The organism is Kitasatospora sp. NPDC058162, from assembly GCF_042884005.1.
Taxonomy (GTDB): domain Bacteria; phylum Actinomycetota; class Actinomycetes; order Streptomycetales; family Streptomycetaceae; genus Kitasatospora.
The window spans coordinates 194,830-209,488 of the sequence record NZ_JBHVUS010000005.1 but is presented as its reverse complement, the minus strand read 5'-3'; the positions used below and the strand labels follow the sequence as shown (position 1 = coordinate 209,488).

Genomic DNA, 14,659 nt, shown 5'->3' with positions numbered 1-14,659 from the left:
GCCCCGTGAGTCAGCCGGTGTCGGACGTAGCCGCACTCATCCCCAGGCCCGAGAAGTCGCCCGCCGCTCTCAAGGCCGCCCTCGCCGTGGTGGCTTCCGCCCGACTTCCGGAGATGGTGGAGGGGCAGACCAGGGCCATGGCCGCGGCCATCGAGGCGGGCAGCGTCAACCCGATCCGCGCGTTCGTCGCGCACTGGGCCACCGTCGTGGAGATCGAGCGGGTTCCGGCCACGGCACGGGCCTACCACCGGGCGAACTACCTCGCCAATCACGCGGCGACCGTCGAGGAGTGCCGCCGACACGCCGGCGAGGTCGCCACGATCTACCGCTCCGCGTTCGGGGCGGTGAACGAGTGAGCTGGAGCTGGGAGTACCTGCCCAGCCCTGAGCACGTCACCGGCGGGGCGCCCGCCGGGTTCCTGGCGGCCGTCGAGACGAAGGCCGCCGAACTCGTCCGGGCGGCCGAGGCGCTGTACCTGGACGGCACCGCGTACGAGGGCAGCGGCGAGCCGATGCAGTACCTCGACGTCGCCGGCGGCCTGGTCGCGTACTACGTCGTTCCCCGGCTCGAACTCGTCGTCGTCTGCCAGGTGACGCCGCCCGCCTGACCCCGGCCGGGCCCGGCGGGCGACTCCCGCCCCGTCAGATGCCGAGGCCGCGGATGACCAGGTCGGCCAGGGCGAAGAAGAACAGCGAGATGCCGACGAAGCTGTTCGTCTGGAAGAAGGCCCGGTTGAGCTTGGAGAGGTCGTTCGGCTTCACGATGGTGTGCTCGTAGACGAACGCGCCGGCGACGACGGCCAGGCCGATCCAGAAGGCGGCGCCGGCGTGGGTGAGCAGCGCGAACCAGCCGAGCAGCAGGGTGGTCAGGACGTGGCAGACCCGGGCGCCCCAGATGGCCGCGGGGACGCCGAAGCGGGCCGGCGGGGAGCCGACGCCGTGCTCCCGGTCGGACTCGACGTCCTGGCAGGCGTAGATCAGGTCGAAGCCGCCGATCCAGATGCCGACCGCGGCGCCGAGGACCACGGCCTCCCAGGACCAGCTGCCGGTCACCGCGAGCCAGGCGCCCACCGGGCCCATCGCCTGGGCCAGGCCCAGGATCGCCTGCGGGAAGTTGGTGAACCGCTTGCCGTACGGGTAGACGACCATCGGCACCACGGCCACCGGCGCGAGGGCCAGGCAGAGCGGGTTGAGCAGTGCCGCGGCGCCGAGGAAGACCACCAGGGCGACCGCCGAGCCGACGTACGCGGTCTTCAACGAGACGGCGCCGGTGACGAGTTCGCGCCCGGCCGTGCGCGGGTTCCGGGCGTCGATCTCGCGGTCGATGATCCGGTTGGCGGCCATCGCGAAGGTGCGCAGGCCGACCATGCAGACGGTGACGACGAACAGTTCGCCCCAGTGCACCCGCTTGTCCGCCAGGAACATGGCGGACAGCGCGGCGATGTAGGCGAAGGGCAGGGCGAAGACCGAGTGCTCGATCATCACCAGGCGCAGGAAGGCCTTGGTGCGCCCCGGGGTCTCGACCGCAGCGGTGCTCACAGTCCGTATTCCTTCCAGCGACGGGTGACCAGCGCGGCGGTCTCCGGGTCCGAGGACACCATCTCCGGCCAGCCGCCGTCCCGGGTGTAGCCCTCCTCGGGGAGCTTGCGGGTCGCGTCGATGCCCGCCTTGCCGCCCCAGAACTGCTGGTAGGAGGCGTGGTCGAGATGGTCGACCGGGCCCTCGACGACGGTGAGGTCGCGGCTGTAGTCGACGTTGCCGAAGGCCCGCCAGGCGACTTCCTGGTAGTCGTGGACGTCGCAGTCGGAGTCCACCACGATGATCAGCTTGGTGAGCGACATCATGTGGGCGCCCCAGATCGCGTGCATCGTCTTCTGGGCGTGCTTGGGGTACTTCTTGTCGATCGAGACGATCACGCAGTTGTGGAAGCCGCCGGCCTCGGGCAGGTCGTAGTCGACGATGTCCGGGATGATGATCTTCAGCAGCGGCAGGAAGAACCGCTCGGTGAACTTGCCCAGCGGGCCGTCCTCGGTCGGCGGGCGGCCGACCACGATGGACTGCAGGATCGGCCGGCGGCGCATGGTCACGCAGTCGATCGTCAGCGCCGGGAAGGGCTCCTGCGGGGTGTAGAAGCCGGTGTGGTCGCCGAACGGGCCCTCGGGGAGCATCTCGCCGGGCTCCAGCCAGCCCTCCAGGACCACCTCGGCGTCGGCCGGGACCTGCAGCGGGACGGTCTTGCAGTCGACCATCCGGACCCGCTCGCCCGCGACGAACCCCGCGAACAGGTACTCGTCGATGTCGCCGGGCAGCGGCGCGGTGGCGGCGTAGGTGACGGCCGGCGGGCAGCCGAAGGCGATCGCGACCGGGAGGCGCTCGCCGCGCTTGGCCGCGACGGCGTAGTGGTTGCGGCTGTCCTTGTGGATCTGCCAGTGCATCCCGATCGTGCGGCGGTCGTGCCGCTGGAGCCGGTAGAGGCCGAGGTTGCGGACCCCGCTGTCCGGGTCCTTGGTGTGGGTCAGGCCCAGGTTGAAGAAGGAGCCACCGTCCAGCGGCCAGGTGAACAGCGCGGGCAGCTCGTCCAGGTTGACGTCGTCACCGGTGAGCACGACCTCCTGGACCGGGGCGTCGCCGGCCTTCACGTGCCGGGGCGGGACGTGCGCCATCGAGGCGAGCTTGCCGAAGGCGTCCCGGAACCCGGTGAAGCCCTGCGGCAGTTCGGGCTTGAGCAGGCCGGCGATCTTCTCGGCGATGTCCTCCGGGCCCTTGAGGCCGAGCGACTTGGCGAGCCGCCGTTCGGTGCCGAAGACGTTCATCGCGAGCGGCATCGACGAGCCCTTGACGTTCTCGAACAACAGCGCCGGGCCCTTGGCCTTCTGCACGCGGTCGACGATCTCGCCGATCTCCAGGTGGGGGTCCACCTCCGCCTTGATGCGCCTGAGGTCGCCCTCGCGGTCGAGGGCCCGGAGAAACGAGCGGAGATCGTCGTATGCCATGCCTGTCAGTATCCGCCACCCGATAGCCTGGCTTGCGTCAAGGGCCCCGGGAGGCGCCCGCCGCCACCACCCTCGACGGGGGAGACCGCAGCCGTGCTGAGGATTCTTCTGACCATCGTCCTTCCGCTCGTGCTGTGGGTGTGGGCGTTCATCGACTGCCTGATCACGCCCGAGGCCGAGGTGAAGCACCTGCCGAAGCCGATCTGGGTGATCATCGTGCTGCTCTTCCCGCCGCTCGGCCCGATCGCCTGGCTGCTGGCCGGGAGGCAGCGCGGCTTCCTGCGGGCGGGTGCGCCGGACGGGCACCCGGGGCAGTCGGCCGCCGGAGGCCGACCCGGCCCCGGCGCCCCGCGCGGCGGTCGGCCGGTGGCCCCGGACGACGATCCGGAGTTCCTGGCGTCCCTCGGGAACGAGTCGTTGAAGAAGGACGACAAGGACCACGAGTCCATGCTGCGTCAGTGGGAGGCCGATCTGCGCCGCCGGGAGCAGGAACTGCGCGGTGGGGACGAGCCCGAGGACGGGCGAAAGAGCTGATCGGAGCGGTTCGGCCGGTCCCCCGGACAGCCCACCCGGACACCCACGGGTGGGCTGCGGCGTTTTTGGCGCTTCCCTACGACCGGAGCGCCTCCAGCGCGATTCGACCGCTTTCCGGCGCCGCGATCCAGCCGTCCTTGAGCGGTACCCCAGACGACCGCACTACAGTGCTGTGAGACGGCCCTGACCTGCGCTTTCGTTCACGCTCAGCTCATCGGACCATCATCTGCCCGACAACCCCCGGTATTCGAGCGATCACCGAGCGCACAGCCTTCGAACCGACCGCTTCTGTACAGGCCTCACAGCTAAACGAACTCGACCTTGTACGGAATCGACGCCGAAACCAGCGCACGGCCCCTCGTAGAGTCATAAGTGAAGAAGTTGATTCGCAGCTGGGGGCACAGCAGACGTTCGCTGTCGGACAGTTCCCTCACCCTTGGAGTGGTTCGAGATGACGGTTGTGCATGAGGCGCCGGTCGGCGGCGAGGTCCCCGAGGTCCCGGCTGACGCCAAGGGGCGGGTCGCCGAGCTCCTCGAGCTCCGCGAGCAGGTGCGCCGCGGCCCGAGCGACAAGGCCACGGAGGCCCAGCACGCGAAGGGCAAGCTGACCGCCCGCGAGCGGATCGACCTGCTGCTGGACGAGGGCTCCTTCCGCGAGGTCGAGCCGCTGCGCCGGCACCGCGCCCAGGGCTTCGGCCTGGAGGCCAAGAAGCCGCACACCGACGGCGTGGTCGTCGGCTGGGGCACCGTGCACGGGCGCACCGTGTTCACCTACGCGCACGACTTCCGGATCTTCGGCGGCGCCCTGGGCGAGGCCCACGCGCAGAAGATCCACAAGATCATGGACATGGCCATCGCGGCCGGCGCCCCGCTGGTCTCGCTGAACGACGGCGCCGGCGCCCGCATCCAGGAGGGCGTCACCGCCCTGGCCGGTTACGGCGGCATCTTCCAGCGCAACACCAAGGCCTCCGGCGTCATCCCGCAGATCTCGGTGATGCTCGGCCCGTGCGCCGGCGGCGCCGCGTACTCCCCCGCGCTGACCGACTTCGTCTTCATGGTCCGCGAGACCTCGCAGATGTTCATCACCGGCCCGGACGTGGTCCAGGCCGTCACCGGCGAGAAGATCAGCCAGAACGGCCTGGGCGGCGCCGACGTGCACGCGGGCGTCTCGGGCGTCTCGCACTTCGTCTACGACGACGAGCAGTCCTGCATCGAGGAGGTCCGCTACCTCCTGTCGCTGCTGCCGCAGAACAACCGCGAGATGCCGCCGTCCGTGGTCAGCGAGGACCCGGTCGAGCGCCGCAACGACAGCCTGCTGGACCTGGTGCCCGTCGACGGCAACCGCCCGTACGACATGCGCAAGGTGATCGAGGAGATCGTCGACCACGGCGAGTTCCTGGAGGTCCACGAGCGCTGGGCCACCAACGTGCTCTGCGTGCTGGCCCGGGTCGACGGCCACGTCACCGGCATCATCGCCAACCAGCCGCAGTCGCTGGCCGGCGTGCTCGACATCAACGCCAGCGAGAAGGCCGCGCGCTTCGTCCAGATGTGCGACGCCTTCAACATCCCGCTGGTCACCCTGCTGGACGTGCCCGGCTTCCTGCCCGGCGTCGACCAGGAGCACGGCGGCATCATCCGGCACGGCGCCAAGCTGCTGTACGCGTACTGCAACGCCACCGTGCCGCGCATCTCGCTGATCCTGCGCAAGGCCTACGGCGGCGCCTACATCGTCATGGACTCCCGCTCCATCGGCGCGGACCTGTCCTACGCCTGGCCGACCAACGAGATCGCCGTGATGGGCGCCGAGGGCGCCGCCAACGTCATCTTCCGCCGCGAGATCAACGGCGCCGAGGACCCCGACGCCATGCGCGCCGAGAAGATCAAGGAATACAAGAGCGAGCTGATGCACCCGTACTACGCGGCCGAGCGCGGCCTCGTGGACGACGTCATCGACCCGGCGGAGACCCGCCTGGTGATCGCCTCGGCGCTCTCGATGCTCCGCACCAAGCACGCCGACCTGCCCAGCCGCAAGCACGGCAACCCGCCGATGTAGCAGCGCGGTCCGCCGCGGCAGGCCGTACCGGGCACCACCACACACCACAGCAACCGGGGGAGAAACCAAGGACATGACCGCTTCCGCCGAACCCCTCGTCCGCATCGTCCGCGGCAGCCTCTCCGACGAGGAGCTCGCCGCCCTGACCGCCGTCCTGATGGCCCGCGCCGCCGTCGCGCAGCAGGCCGCGGCCGCCGCGCAGGTCGAGCCGATCGCCAACTGGCAGCGCCTGGAGCGCCGCCCGGCCTACTACTCGCCGGTCAGCTGGCAGCAGGCCGCCTGACGGTCCCGGACCGCCGGCACCGAGAGACGGGCCCCGACGGCCGGTCACCCCCTGGGTGACCGGCCGTCGGGCCGTCCGGGTGAGGCCGACGCGGCGCCCCGGCGGGCCCGCCGCGGACCGGCCGCGGGGGCGCCGGGGCCCCGTTCGTGCCCGTCCGACCGGGCGCGGAGCGGCTCGGTAGGATACCTACCGGACGGTTCACGCCCGTCGCCCCGTCGGCCCCCATAGGATCGGCCGCTGCCGAGGTACAGAACTTTCCAGGGAGGCTGCGATGGCCAGGCAGGCCCGTGCGCTGGCGACCCGCCAGGCGGTACTCCTCGCGGCGGCCGAGGTGTTCGACGAGCGGGGCTACGCCGCCGCCACGATGTCCGAGATCCTGGACCGGGCCGGTGTCACCAAGGGCGCGCTGTACTTCCACTTCCACTCCAAGGAGGAGCTGGCGCTCGCCGTGATCGAGGGGCAGGGCCTCTGGATCGGCTCCTGGGAGCCCTCCTCGGACAGCCCGGTGCAGACCCTGATCGACCTCGGGTACGCGTTCGCCCGCGCGCTCCAGGAGGACCCGCTGGTGCGCGGCAGCATCCGGCTGACCATCGAGCACGGCAGCTTCACCCAGCCGCAGATCGCCGCGTACCAGGGCTGGATGGACCTGGTCCGCGAGCTGCTGGAGCGCGCCCGGGAGGCCGGGGACCTCCACCCGGGGGTCGACCTGGTCGCGGCCGCCGGGGTGATCACCGGGGCGGTGACCGGGATCCAGCTGAGCTCCCAGGTGCTGGCCGACCGGCAGGACCTGATCCAGCGGATGGCCGACATGTGGACGCTGATCCTGCCCGGCCTGGTCCAGCCGCACGCGCTCGCCCGGCTGAGCGTCGCCGAACGCGGCTGAGCCCCGCCCGGGCCCGGGCTGCGGCCGCAGCGGCCACTGGGGCCCTGCGGCACGTCCGGGTCAGACCCGGTAGCCCGCGCAGTCGCCCGGCCCCACCAGGGCCGGCAGCGCGGCCGCCCAGAGCCGCCGGACGGCCTCCGGCTCCGGCCGGCCGACCTCCTCGGCGGCCAGCAGCACCTGGCCCGCCACCACCGCGGTGAGCAGCTCGGCGCAGGCCCGCCGGTCGGCCCCGGGGCGCAGCTCGCCGGCCCGTTCGGCCCGGTCCAGCAGCCGGAGGACGACGGCGGTGAGGCTGCGCCAGGCGGTGTCCGGTCCGGCGGGGGCCCCGGCCGGCCGCGGTCCCTGGCGGCCGAGCCGGACGCCGGCCCGCACCACCACGTCCTCCCGCAGCAGCCGGGCCAGCTCGTGCGAGAAGTCGATCAGCCCCTGGACGGCCCGGTCCTCGGTGCGCAGGGCGCGCAGCGCGGCCGAGCCGATCTGCCGCCCCGCGGCGGCCCGGACGCCGTCGGCCAGGGCCTGCTTGGAGACGAAGTGGAAGTAGAGGGCGCCCTTGCTCACCCCGGCCCGGCGACTGATGTCGACCAGGCTGGCGGCTTCGAACCCGACCCCCGCGAAGGTGTCCGCGGCGGCGAGCAGCACGGCCTGCCTGGTCCGCCCCGCGCGTTCCTGCTTGACCACTGACCCCTCCGGACTCCGCCGGACGCGCTCCCCGCCCCACCCGGCTGCTGTCGGCGCGCCCTCGGTCGGAGGCGGCACCTCGCATGCGGACGGAACTGGCCGAAACCGCATGGTTGGTATCTAATCTAGCGCCTGTGTCGACCCCGCCGTCCAGCGGGGACCACCCCCCGCCCAAGGTCTGCCCTCCCCGTTTCGGGCATTCCCGCAGACCAGGGGCCGGGTAGCGTGGTCACTCCGGGTCGCGCGGCGGGGTCACCCCCGGCCGTAGAAGACAAACCGGGTGGTATGTATGTTTTGCTGCGGGGCGTCCGTGGCGGACGCTCGACCGACACCCTGGAGCTGGGGCCAGTCATGCCATTGATCGTAGAGCCGGACGCCCACGGTCCGTACGCCCACCCCGGCCCCGGCTACGGCACCCGCCCCGACGCCGGCTACGACTTCCACGACCGCACCGTCTCCCGGCACCTGGTGCACCGCGCCTCGGTCTCCGAGGTCTTCCTCACCGGCTGGCAGGCCACCGGCCCGTACGACTTCCTGCTCGGCGCCCAGTGGCCCCGGCTGCACGGCTTCTACCGGCTGCCCGGCGACCGCTACCACGACCCGGTGCTGATGGCCGAGACCGTCCGGCAGGCCGGGCTGCTGATCGGCCACGCCGGCTTCGGGGTCCCGCGCGACCACCACTTCGTCATGGAGGAGCTCGGCTACGCGCTCGGCGAGGCCGGTCTGCCCGGCCTCGCCGTCACCGCCGACCCGGCCTCGCTGATGCTCACCGTCGGCTGCCAGGACGTCCGGATGCGGCACGGCCGGCTGTCCTCGCTGCGGGTGCACGCCGACGTCACCCGGGACGGCCGGCGGATCGGCCACGGCGCCGGCCAGCTGCGGGTGGTCACCCCCGCCTCGTACCAGCGGCTGCGCGGCCCCGGCCGGCGCGCCGTCGCCCCGCCCCGCCCGCCGGAGCCCGCCGCGCCCGAGCTGGTCGGCCGGGCGCAGTCCGGGGACGTGGTGCTCAGCCCGACCCTGCGGCCGGACACCTGGCTGCTGCGCGCCGACGCCGGGCACCCGGTGCTGTTCGACCACGAGCTCGACCACGTGCCCGGGATGCTGGTGCTGGAGGCCGCCCGGCAGGCCGCGCAGCGGCTGCACCACCCCGAGCCGGTGGTGCCGGTCGAGCTGGTGACCTCCTTCGACCGCTACATCGAGCTGGACCGGCCCTGCTTCGTGCAGGCCGTCCGCGAGCGGGCAGCGGACGGCCGCCGCACCCCCGTCCTGGTCCGACTGCTCCAGGACGGGCGGACGGCGGCCGAGTGCCGACTGCTCACCGAGCCGGTCGACGGTCCGCGGGTGCCGGTCCGGCGGGACGCCTTCGAGGGCCGCCCCGCCGCGACCGGCCTGCTGCCGCTGGCGAGTTGAGGGCCAGCCGGGCTGACGTCTGGCGGGTTGAGGGTCAGGCGGCCACCAGCGCGGCGGGCCGCCGCCCCGCGTGCATCACGCTGAGGTTGGCCGCGAGCCGGACCGGGTCCTGGGCCAGCCAGAGCCGCAGCGCCGCGCCCAGGGCCGCGCTGGCCGACTCGATCCGGAGGTCGGTGATCTGGGCGATCCGGGCCGCGCCGGGCACCAGCAGGTCGGCCAGCGCGGTCGGCAGCCAGACGGTCAGCGCGCACGGCGCCGGCGTCGCGAGGGCGCTCAGCAGCCGGTAGGCGTCCCCCGGTGCGCTGAGCGTGGGGATGATGTCCAGCAGAGCGTCGGCCGCCACTTCGGACACGTCGCTCCGGTGCCCCTGGGCGAGCCGTCGGAGCAGCATGCGCTCGGCGGCGGTGATTCGGACGGTCAGCATGACCTCGTCGCACTCCATCGCGCGATTCCTCCTCGTTCCTCCCCGTACCGGCACGGACGGCCGGCACGAACTACCCCTTGTTGCACCTCGGCCCGGCTACCTCCTGCGGAAAGCCGGGCCGGTGGGTGGGTGCCCCCGGTCAGATCCCCGCGTACGAGTGCTTGCCGGTGACGAAGATGTTCACGCCGTAGTAGTTGAAGAGCCAGCAGGCGAAGGCCCCCAGCGCCAGGTACGCGGCCTTGCGGCCCTTCCAGCCGGCCGTCGCACGGGCGTGCAGGTAGCAGGCGTAGGCGACCCAGGTGATGAACGACCAGGTCTCCTTCGGGTCCCACTCCCAGTACTTGCCCCAGGCGGCCTCGGCCCAGATCGCGCCCGCGATGATGGTGAACGTCCACAGCGGGAAGACCAGGGCGTTGATCCGGTACGACAGCTTGTCGAAGGTGGACGGGGCGGGCAGGCGGTTGCAGACCGACACCCGGACCCGGGCCAGCCTGATCCGGGTCTTGCTGTACTTCCCCTCGGCCGACCGCGCCGCGCCGGGCCGCAGGAACTCGTAGAAGCCGGCGTCGGCCTTCTTCCGGAACGAGTCCTGGAACAGGTACAGCAGCGTGGCGATGAACGCCGCGTAGAAGGCGCCGCCGCAGAAGATCGCGGTGGAGACGTGGATCGCCAGCCAGTACGAGTGCAGCGCCGGGACGAGCTGCTCCGAGTCGGTGTACAGCACCTGGGTGGCGATGCCGAGGGTCAGCAGCACCGCGACGACGACCGGCAGGCCGAGCCAGCGGACGTTCTTCCGCGCGGCCAGCAGCACCAGGTACGCCGCCGTCATCGCGAACGCGAAGGCGCAGGAGAACTCGTACATGTTGCCCCACGGCCAGCGGGAGACCGAGAGGCCGCGGGTGACGATGCCGCCGCCGTGCAGCAGCACCGCCAGGACGGTGAGCGAGACGGCGATCCGGCCCGCCAGGTCGGCCTTCTCGCTGGTGCCGGCCGCGCCCGGGCCGTCCTCCTCGTCCGCGCCGCGGCCGGTGGTGACCACCGTCGCGCCCTCGCCCGCCACGGCGGTGCGGGTGAGCGTGGTGGTGCCGCCGCCGGCGCCCGCCACGGTGACGGTGACCTTCTTCACCGCCTTGCTCGCGGCCGGCTGCCCGGCCGCGGCGACGGTCTCGGCCAGACTGCCCGCCTGCTCCTTCGAGCGGACGGCGACGGCACCCTTGCTGCCGAAGGTCCACTCGATCATGTGGGCGAACATGGCGAGCGTGTAGACCGCCATCGCCGAATAGATCAGCTTGTTGGAGAGGTCGGCCAGCTGTGGGTCGACTCCCGAGGCGAGGTGCACCGTCTACTCCTTGGAGTTCTGGTCGGCAGGGGCTGTGGGGTCTTCTGCTGCGGGGTCTTCTGCTGCGGGGTCTTCTGCTGCGCCGTCTACTGCTGCGCTGTCTTCTGCCGGGAGGTCCTCAGTCGGCGGATCCTCGGCCGCGGGCTCCTCGTCCTCCGACGCCGGGGCGTCGTCCTGGAGGTCCACCGCGAGTTCGGCCAGCTCCTCGGCGATCTTCGCCGACTCGCTGCGGGCCAGGCCGGCCAGCTCCACCTGGGTGCCGCCGCCCGGCAGGGCCACCGCCCGCACCCAGATCCGGCGGCGCTGGATGAACAGCGAGCCGATCAGGCCGAGGATCGCCAGGACCGCGCCGGTCAGCGCGATCTCGTTGCCGGGGCGGTGCGAGACGTTGAAGCTCGCCCACTGCTTGTAGCCCTCGAAGGTGACGGTGCCGTAGCCGTCCGGCAGGGTCCAGCCCTGGCCGGGCTTGAGCAGGGCCTTGGCCGGCTGGCCGTCCTGCTGCAGCTGGGTGAGCTTGGAGGTGTTCAGCTGGTAGATGTTCTGCGGCAGGCCGGAGTCGGTGCCGAGGTCGCCGGCGAAGGCGTTCAGCACCAGCTCGGGGGCGGCGTCGCCGGGGAACAGCGAGATCGGGCCGGTGCCGGCGAAGCTCAGCGGGGCGGTCGGCAGGAAGAAGCCGGAGAAGCCCAGCTGGGTCTTGTTGCCGTCCGGGCCGACGCCGTAGTCGGAGGCCTTCACCACGCCGGTCGAGGTCAGGTTGGCGTCCTGCGGCAGGAACGGCACGACGTCGTGGTAGACCACGTCGCCCTTGCCGTTCTTCACGGTGATCACCGGGGCGTAGCCGTGGCCGATCAGGTAGACCTTGCTGCCGCCGATCTCCAGCGGGTGGTTGACCTCGATCGTGCCCTTCTTCAGCTTCGACTCGTCGCTGCCCTCGTAGTACTCCACGTTCGCGGTGAACTGCCGGGCGGCGCCCATCTGGTCACCGGTGTTCTGGAACTTCGAGGTGAAGTCGTCGAGCTTCAGGTAGAAGGGGTCGAGGTCCTGGTTGCCGTAGAACCGGGTGCCGGTGAAGTCGTCGAGCTGGGTGATGGTGTTGGAGTAGCCCTGGCCCTCGACCATCAGCTTGCCGCCGGTGCCGGAGGCCAGGCTCGACCAGGCGAAGCCGCCGAGCAGCGCGAACAGCGACAGGTGGAACAGCAGGTTGCCGACCTCGCGCAGGTAGCCCTTCTCGGCGGCCACCGAGCCGCCGAACAGGTTGGCGCGGAAGCCGCGCTTGCGCAGCAGCCGGTGGGCGGCCGCGGTCACCTGCTCCGGGTCCGCCCCGGTGCGCCAGGCCGCGTGGACCGGCATCCGGGTCAGGTTGCTCGGGGCGGCCGGCGGCTGGGAGCGCAGCACGCCGACGAACTGCCAGGTCCGCGGGACGATGCAGCCGGCCAGCGAGACGAACAGCAGGATGTAGATCGCGGAGAACCAGACCGAGCTGTAGACGTCGAACAGCTGGAGCTTCTCGTAGATCGGCGCGACGGTGGTGTGCAGCGCCTTCCAGGTCTGCACCTTGAACTGGTTCTGGCCGTTCTGCGGGATCAGCGAACCCGGGATGGCAGCCAGCGACAGCAGGAAGAGCAGGATCAGGGCGACCCGCATCGAGGTCAGCTGGCGCCACATCCAGCGCGCCCAGCCGAGCACCCCTATGCCGGTCGGCCCGTCGGACTCGACCGGCGCGGTGCTGAGCCGCTCGGCGGCGGAGTCGTCCGGCGCCGGGGGCAGCTCGGTATCGGTCGTGGTCTTGCTCACGGTCAGATTCCGATCTGCGAGTCGGCGGTCCAGGACTGCAGTTCGCTCATCCAGGAATCCCAGATCCCGGTGACGAGCAGCAGACCGACCGCGACGAGCATGCCGCCACCGATCCGCATCACGAGCGGGTAGTGCCGCTTGACCCACCCGAAGGCGCCCAGCGCCCGGCGGAAGGCCAGGGCGGCCACGATGAACGGTACGCCGAGGCCCAGGCAGTAGAAGGTCATCAGCAGGGCTCCGCGCGCCGCGTCCGCCTGGTTCAGCGACAGGGTCTGCACGGCGGCCAGGGTCGGGCCGATGCAGGGCGTCCAGCCGACGCCGAACACCATGCCCAGCAGCGGCGCGCCGACCAGGCCGACGGCCGGGCGGCGGTGCGAGCGCACCTCGCGCATGCTCAGGCCGGGGACGAGGCCCATGAACGCCAGGCCCATCACCACGGTCAGCGAGCCGAGCACGATCGAGATGACCCGCTTGTGCTCCAGCAGGGTGTTGCCGAACTGGCCGAACAGCGCCCCGCCGGAGACGAAGACCACGGTGAAGCCGAGGATGAACAGCGTCGCCCCGAGCAGCATCCGGCCGCGCTTGGCGCCGCGGGCGTCCGCGAGGTCGGCGGCGGAGAAGCCCGTCACGTACGACAGGTAGCCGGGCACCAGGGGCAGCACGCAGGGCGAGAAGAAGGAGACCAGCCCGGCCGCGAGCGCGATCGGCGCGGCCGCCAGCAGCGCACCGCTCTGCACGGTGGTGAAGTTGTCGGCCAGCGGGAGTGCGGCCAGCGGGAGCGCGGCCGGGTCCAGTGGCCCACTCACTGCTGCTGCTCCGCGACCACCGGCTGGACGATCGACTCCAGCGCCTCCTGGGTCGTCCCGCCGACGGCGCGGGCGGCGAGCTTGCCGTCGCGGTCGACGATCAGGGTGGTCGGGATGGACTGCGGGTTGAGGCTGCCCTTGGGGAACTTGAGCAGCTGGGTGCCCGCCGGGTCGAAGATGCTCGGGAAGCTGACGCCCTGCTCCTGCTCGAAGCGGACGGCGTTGGTCTTGTCGGTGTCCCGGGTGTTGATGCCCAGGAACTGGACGCCCTTGTCCTTGTACTCGTCCGCGACGGCCTGGAGGTTCTTCGCCTCGGCCCGGCACGGCCCGCACCAGGAGCCCCAGACGTTCAGCACCACGACCTTGCCGCGGTAGTCGGAGAGCTTGACCTGGTTGCCCTCCAGGGTCTCCCCGGAGATGTCCGGCGCGTCGCCGCGCTTTCCGGTGTCCGCCTTCGACAGGTTGGTCCCCTTGACGGTCACGAAGCCGACCTGTCCCTCGCTGCTGCTCGACGAGCCCGAGGAGGAACAGCCGGTGAGGACGAGCGCAGCGGCGGCGACTGTGGCGGCGGCTGCGGCGACACGGGGACGGGGGCGCGTCATGGCAGACATGTGAAAAGTTTCGCATGGAGTTCCGAGCCGGTTCGCCGGGGTCCCGCCTTGCGCGTCACACCTACTCTGACCTGCGAAGACTTCGGGTCACCCGGCGCTCGCCGGGTGACCCGAAGTCATACTTACGCACCGCTTACGGGCGTCAGGCGCCGAAGCTCTTGCCCACCGGCTTGTCGCCCTTGCGGCCCTTGCCCACCAGGTGCGCGGGCAGCAGGTCGCGGGCCGGCTCGCGGTACCCGACCGAGACGATGCTGTCGCCCTCGAAGGTGAAGCTGGTCAGCGAGGCCAGCGAGCACTGCCGGTTGCGCGGGTCGTGCCAGAGCCGGCGGCGCTCCACGAAGGAGCGCAGGATCCAGATCGGCAGCTGGTGGCTGACGCAGACCGCCTCGTGCCCGCGGGCGGCGTCCCGGGCGGCGCCGAGCGCGCCCATCATCCGCACCACCTGGTCGAGGTACGGCTCGCCCCAGGAGGGCTTGAACGGGTTGGTCAGGTACTTCCAGTAGCCCGGGTTGCGCAGCGAGCCGTCGCCGACGCCGAAGGTCTTGCCCTCGAAGACGTTCTCCGCCTCGATCAGCCGCGGGTCGGCCGCGACCTCCAGGCCGTGCGCCTTGGCGATCGGCTCGGCGGTCTCCTGGGCCCGCTCCAGCGGGGAGGCCACCACGTGGGTGATGTCCCGTCCGGCCAGGTCCTCGGCGACCCGGTCGGCCATCTGACGGCCCAGCTCGGACAGGTGGTAGCCCGGCAGGCGGCCGTACAGCACGCCCTCCGGGTTGTGCACCTCACCGTGGCGCATCACGTGGACGACGGTGATCTCTTTGGCGCTCACTTCTCGACTGCTCCTGTGGTCTGGAA

General features: G+C 71.6%; 16 protein-coding genes. 7 read left to right on the top strand and 9 right to left on the bottom strand.

All coding sequences use genetic code 11. The features are described 5' to 3' along the window. Positions 1–5 precede the first annotated feature (5 nt). Positions 6–356 (top strand): hypothetical protein, encoded by a 351-nt coding sequence (locus ACFVXG_RS12505; protein ID WP_387926832.1) that lies wholly within the window; start codon positions 6–8, stop codon positions 354–356. Next, the gene (locus ACFVXG_RS12500) at positions 353–607 is read left to right on the top strand and encodes a hypothetical protein (protein WP_387926830.1); all 255 of its coding nucleotides are present in this window, start codon (positions 353–355) and stop codon (positions 605–607) included. The genes ACFVXG_RS12505 and ACFVXG_RS12500 overlap by 4 nt, the downstream gene beginning before the upstream one ends. A gap of 34 nt (positions 608–641) precedes the next feature. Here ACFVXG_RS12500 and mqnP read toward each other — a convergent pair whose 3' ends face one another. Together mqnP and ACFVXG_RS12490 are read right to left on the bottom strand one after the other, a co-directional pair. Then, positions 642–1,547, bottom strand: coding sequence for a menaquinone biosynthesis prenyltransferase MqnP (gene mqnP / locus ACFVXG_RS12495; protein ID WP_387927148.1), 906 nt, complete (start codon positions 1,545–1,547; stop codon positions 642–644). Continuing rightward, on the bottom strand, positions 1,535–2,992 hold the full coding sequence (locus ACFVXG_RS12490; RefSeq protein WP_387926828.1) for a menaquinone biosynthesis decarboxylase: 1,458 nt from the start codon (positions 2,990–2,992) through the stop codon (positions 1,535–1,537). Before ACFVXG_RS12490 ends, mqnP begins: the two co-directional genes overlap by 13 nt. A 93-nt stretch (positions 2,993–3,085) precedes the next feature. Here ACFVXG_RS12490 and ACFVXG_RS12485 point away from each other — a divergent pair, with 93 nt between their 5' ends. The 4 genes from ACFVXG_RS12485 (at position 3,086) to ACFVXG_RS12470 (ending at position 6,745) form a co-directional block, all read left to right on the top strand. After that, positions 3,086–3,526, top strand: coding sequence for a PLD nuclease N-terminal domain-containing protein (locus ACFVXG_RS12485; RefSeq protein ID WP_387926826.1), 441 nt, complete (start codon positions 3,086–3,088; stop codon positions 3,524–3,526). Between the two features lie 451 nt (positions 3,527–3,977). Next, positions 3,978–5,579 (top strand): acyl-CoA carboxylase subunit beta, encoded by a 1,602-nt coding sequence (locus ACFVXG_RS12480; RefSeq protein WP_387926824.1) that lies wholly within the window; start codon positions 3,978–3,980, stop codon positions 5,577–5,579. A 73-nt stretch (positions 5,580–5,652) separates the two neighbouring features. Further along, positions 5,653–5,862 carry an acyl-CoA carboxylase subunit epsilon gene (locus ACFVXG_RS12475; protein WP_375881827.1) on the top strand — a complete coding sequence of 70 codons (210 nt, stop codon included), beginning with the start codon at positions 5,653–5,655 and terminating at the stop codon, positions 5,860–5,862. 271 nt (positions 5,863–6,133) lie between these two features. Beyond that, a complete protein-coding gene (locus ACFVXG_RS12470) occupies positions 6,134–6,745 on the top strand; it encodes a ScbR family autoregulator-binding transcription factor (protein WP_387926822.1) in 612 nt (203 codons plus the stop codon). Between the two features lie 60 nt (positions 6,746–6,805). Here the strand turns inward: ACFVXG_RS12470 and ACFVXG_RS12465 are convergent, their stop codons facing one another. After that, complete coding sequence (locus tag ACFVXG_RS12465) at positions 6,806–7,423, bottom strand: ScbR family autoregulator-binding transcription factor (RefSeq protein ID WP_387926820.1); 618 nt, start codon at positions 7,421–7,423, stop codon at positions 6,806–6,808. 351 nt (positions 7,424–7,774) lie between these two features. Here ACFVXG_RS12465 and ACFVXG_RS12460 point away from each other — a divergent pair, with 351 nt between their 5' ends. Continuing rightward, positions 7,775–8,833, top strand: a complete 1,059-nt coding sequence (locus tag ACFVXG_RS12460; protein ID WP_387926819.1) for a ScbA/BarX family gamma-butyrolactone biosynthesis protein — start codon at positions 7,775–7,777, stop codon at positions 8,831–8,833. 34 nt (positions 8,834–8,867) lie between these two features. Here ACFVXG_RS12460 and ACFVXG_RS12455 read toward each other — a convergent pair whose 3' ends face one another. The 6 genes from ACFVXG_RS12455 to ACFVXG_RS12430 form a co-directional block, all read right to left on the bottom strand. Further along, complete coding sequence (locus ACFVXG_RS12455; RefSeq protein ID WP_350507651.1) at positions 8,868–9,275, bottom strand: hypothetical protein; 408 nt, start codon at positions 9,273–9,275, stop codon at positions 8,868–8,870. A 121-nt stretch (positions 9,276–9,396) separates the two neighbouring features. Continuing rightward, on the bottom strand, positions 9,397–10,596 hold the full coding sequence (gene ccsB, locus ACFVXG_RS12450) for a c-type cytochrome biogenesis protein CcsB (protein ID WP_387926817.1): 1,200 nt from the start codon (positions 10,594–10,596) through the stop codon (positions 9,397–9,399). A 3-nt stretch (positions 10,597–10,599) separates the two neighbouring features. Further along, the gene (locus ACFVXG_RS12445) at positions 10,600–12,390 is read right to left on the bottom strand and encodes a cytochrome c biogenesis protein ResB (protein ID WP_387926815.1); all 1,791 of its coding nucleotides are present in this window, start codon (positions 12,388–12,390) and stop codon (positions 10,600–10,602) included. Positions 12,391–12,392: 2 nt separating this feature from the next. Further along, the gene (locus tag ACFVXG_RS12440; protein ID WP_387926814.1) at positions 12,393–13,196 is read right to left on the bottom strand and encodes a cytochrome c biogenesis CcdA family protein; all 804 of its coding nucleotides are present in this window, start codon (positions 13,194–13,196) and stop codon (positions 12,393–12,395) included. After that, complete coding sequence (locus ACFVXG_RS12435; protein ID WP_387926812.1) at positions 13,193–13,807, bottom strand: TlpA family protein disulfide reductase; 615 nt, start codon at positions 13,805–13,807, stop codon at positions 13,193–13,195. Before ACFVXG_RS12435 ends, ACFVXG_RS12440 begins: the two co-directional genes overlap by 4 nt. A 142-nt stretch (positions 13,808–13,949) precedes the next feature. Next, positions 13,950–14,600 (bottom strand): histidine phosphatase family protein, encoded by a 651-nt coding sequence (locus ACFVXG_RS12430; protein ID WP_387927146.1) that lies wholly within the window; start codon positions 14,598–14,600, stop codon positions 13,950–13,952. Positions 14,601–14,659: the final 59 nt, after the last annotated feature.

Coding starts and splice junctions, on each gene's coding strand:
- ACFVXG_RS12490 (WP_387926828.1), bottom strand. CDS start 2,992: ATGGCATACGACGATCTCCGCTCGTTTCTCCGGGCCCTCGACCGCGAG.
- ACFVXG_RS12480 (WP_387926824.1), top strand. CDS start 3,978: ATGACGGTTGTGCATGAGGCGCCGGTCGGCGGCGAGGTCCCCGAGGTC.
- ACFVXG_RS12475 (WP_375881827.1), top strand. CDS start 5,653: ATGACCGCTTCCGCCGAACCCCTCGTCCGCATCGTCCGCGGCAGCCTC.
- ACFVXG_RS12470 (WP_387926822.1), top strand. CDS start 6,134: ATGGCCAGGCAGGCCCGTGCGCTGGCGACCCGCCAGGCGGTACTCCTC.
- ACFVXG_RS12460 (WP_387926819.1), top strand. CDS start 7,775: ATGCCATTGATCGTAGAGCCGGACGCCCACGGTCCGTACGCCCACCCC.
- ACFVXG_RS12455 (WP_350507651.1), bottom strand. CDS start 9,275: ATGGAGTGCGACGAGGTCATGCTGACCGTCCGAATCACCGCCGCCGAG.
- ACFVXG_RS12435 (WP_387926812.1), bottom strand. CDS start 13,807: ATGTCTGCCATGACGCGCCCCCGTCCCCGTGTCGCCGCAGCCGCCGCC.
- ACFVXG_RS12430 (WP_387927146.1), bottom strand. CDS start 14,600: ATGCGCCACGGTGAGGTGCACAACCCGGAGGGCGTGCTGTACGGCCGC.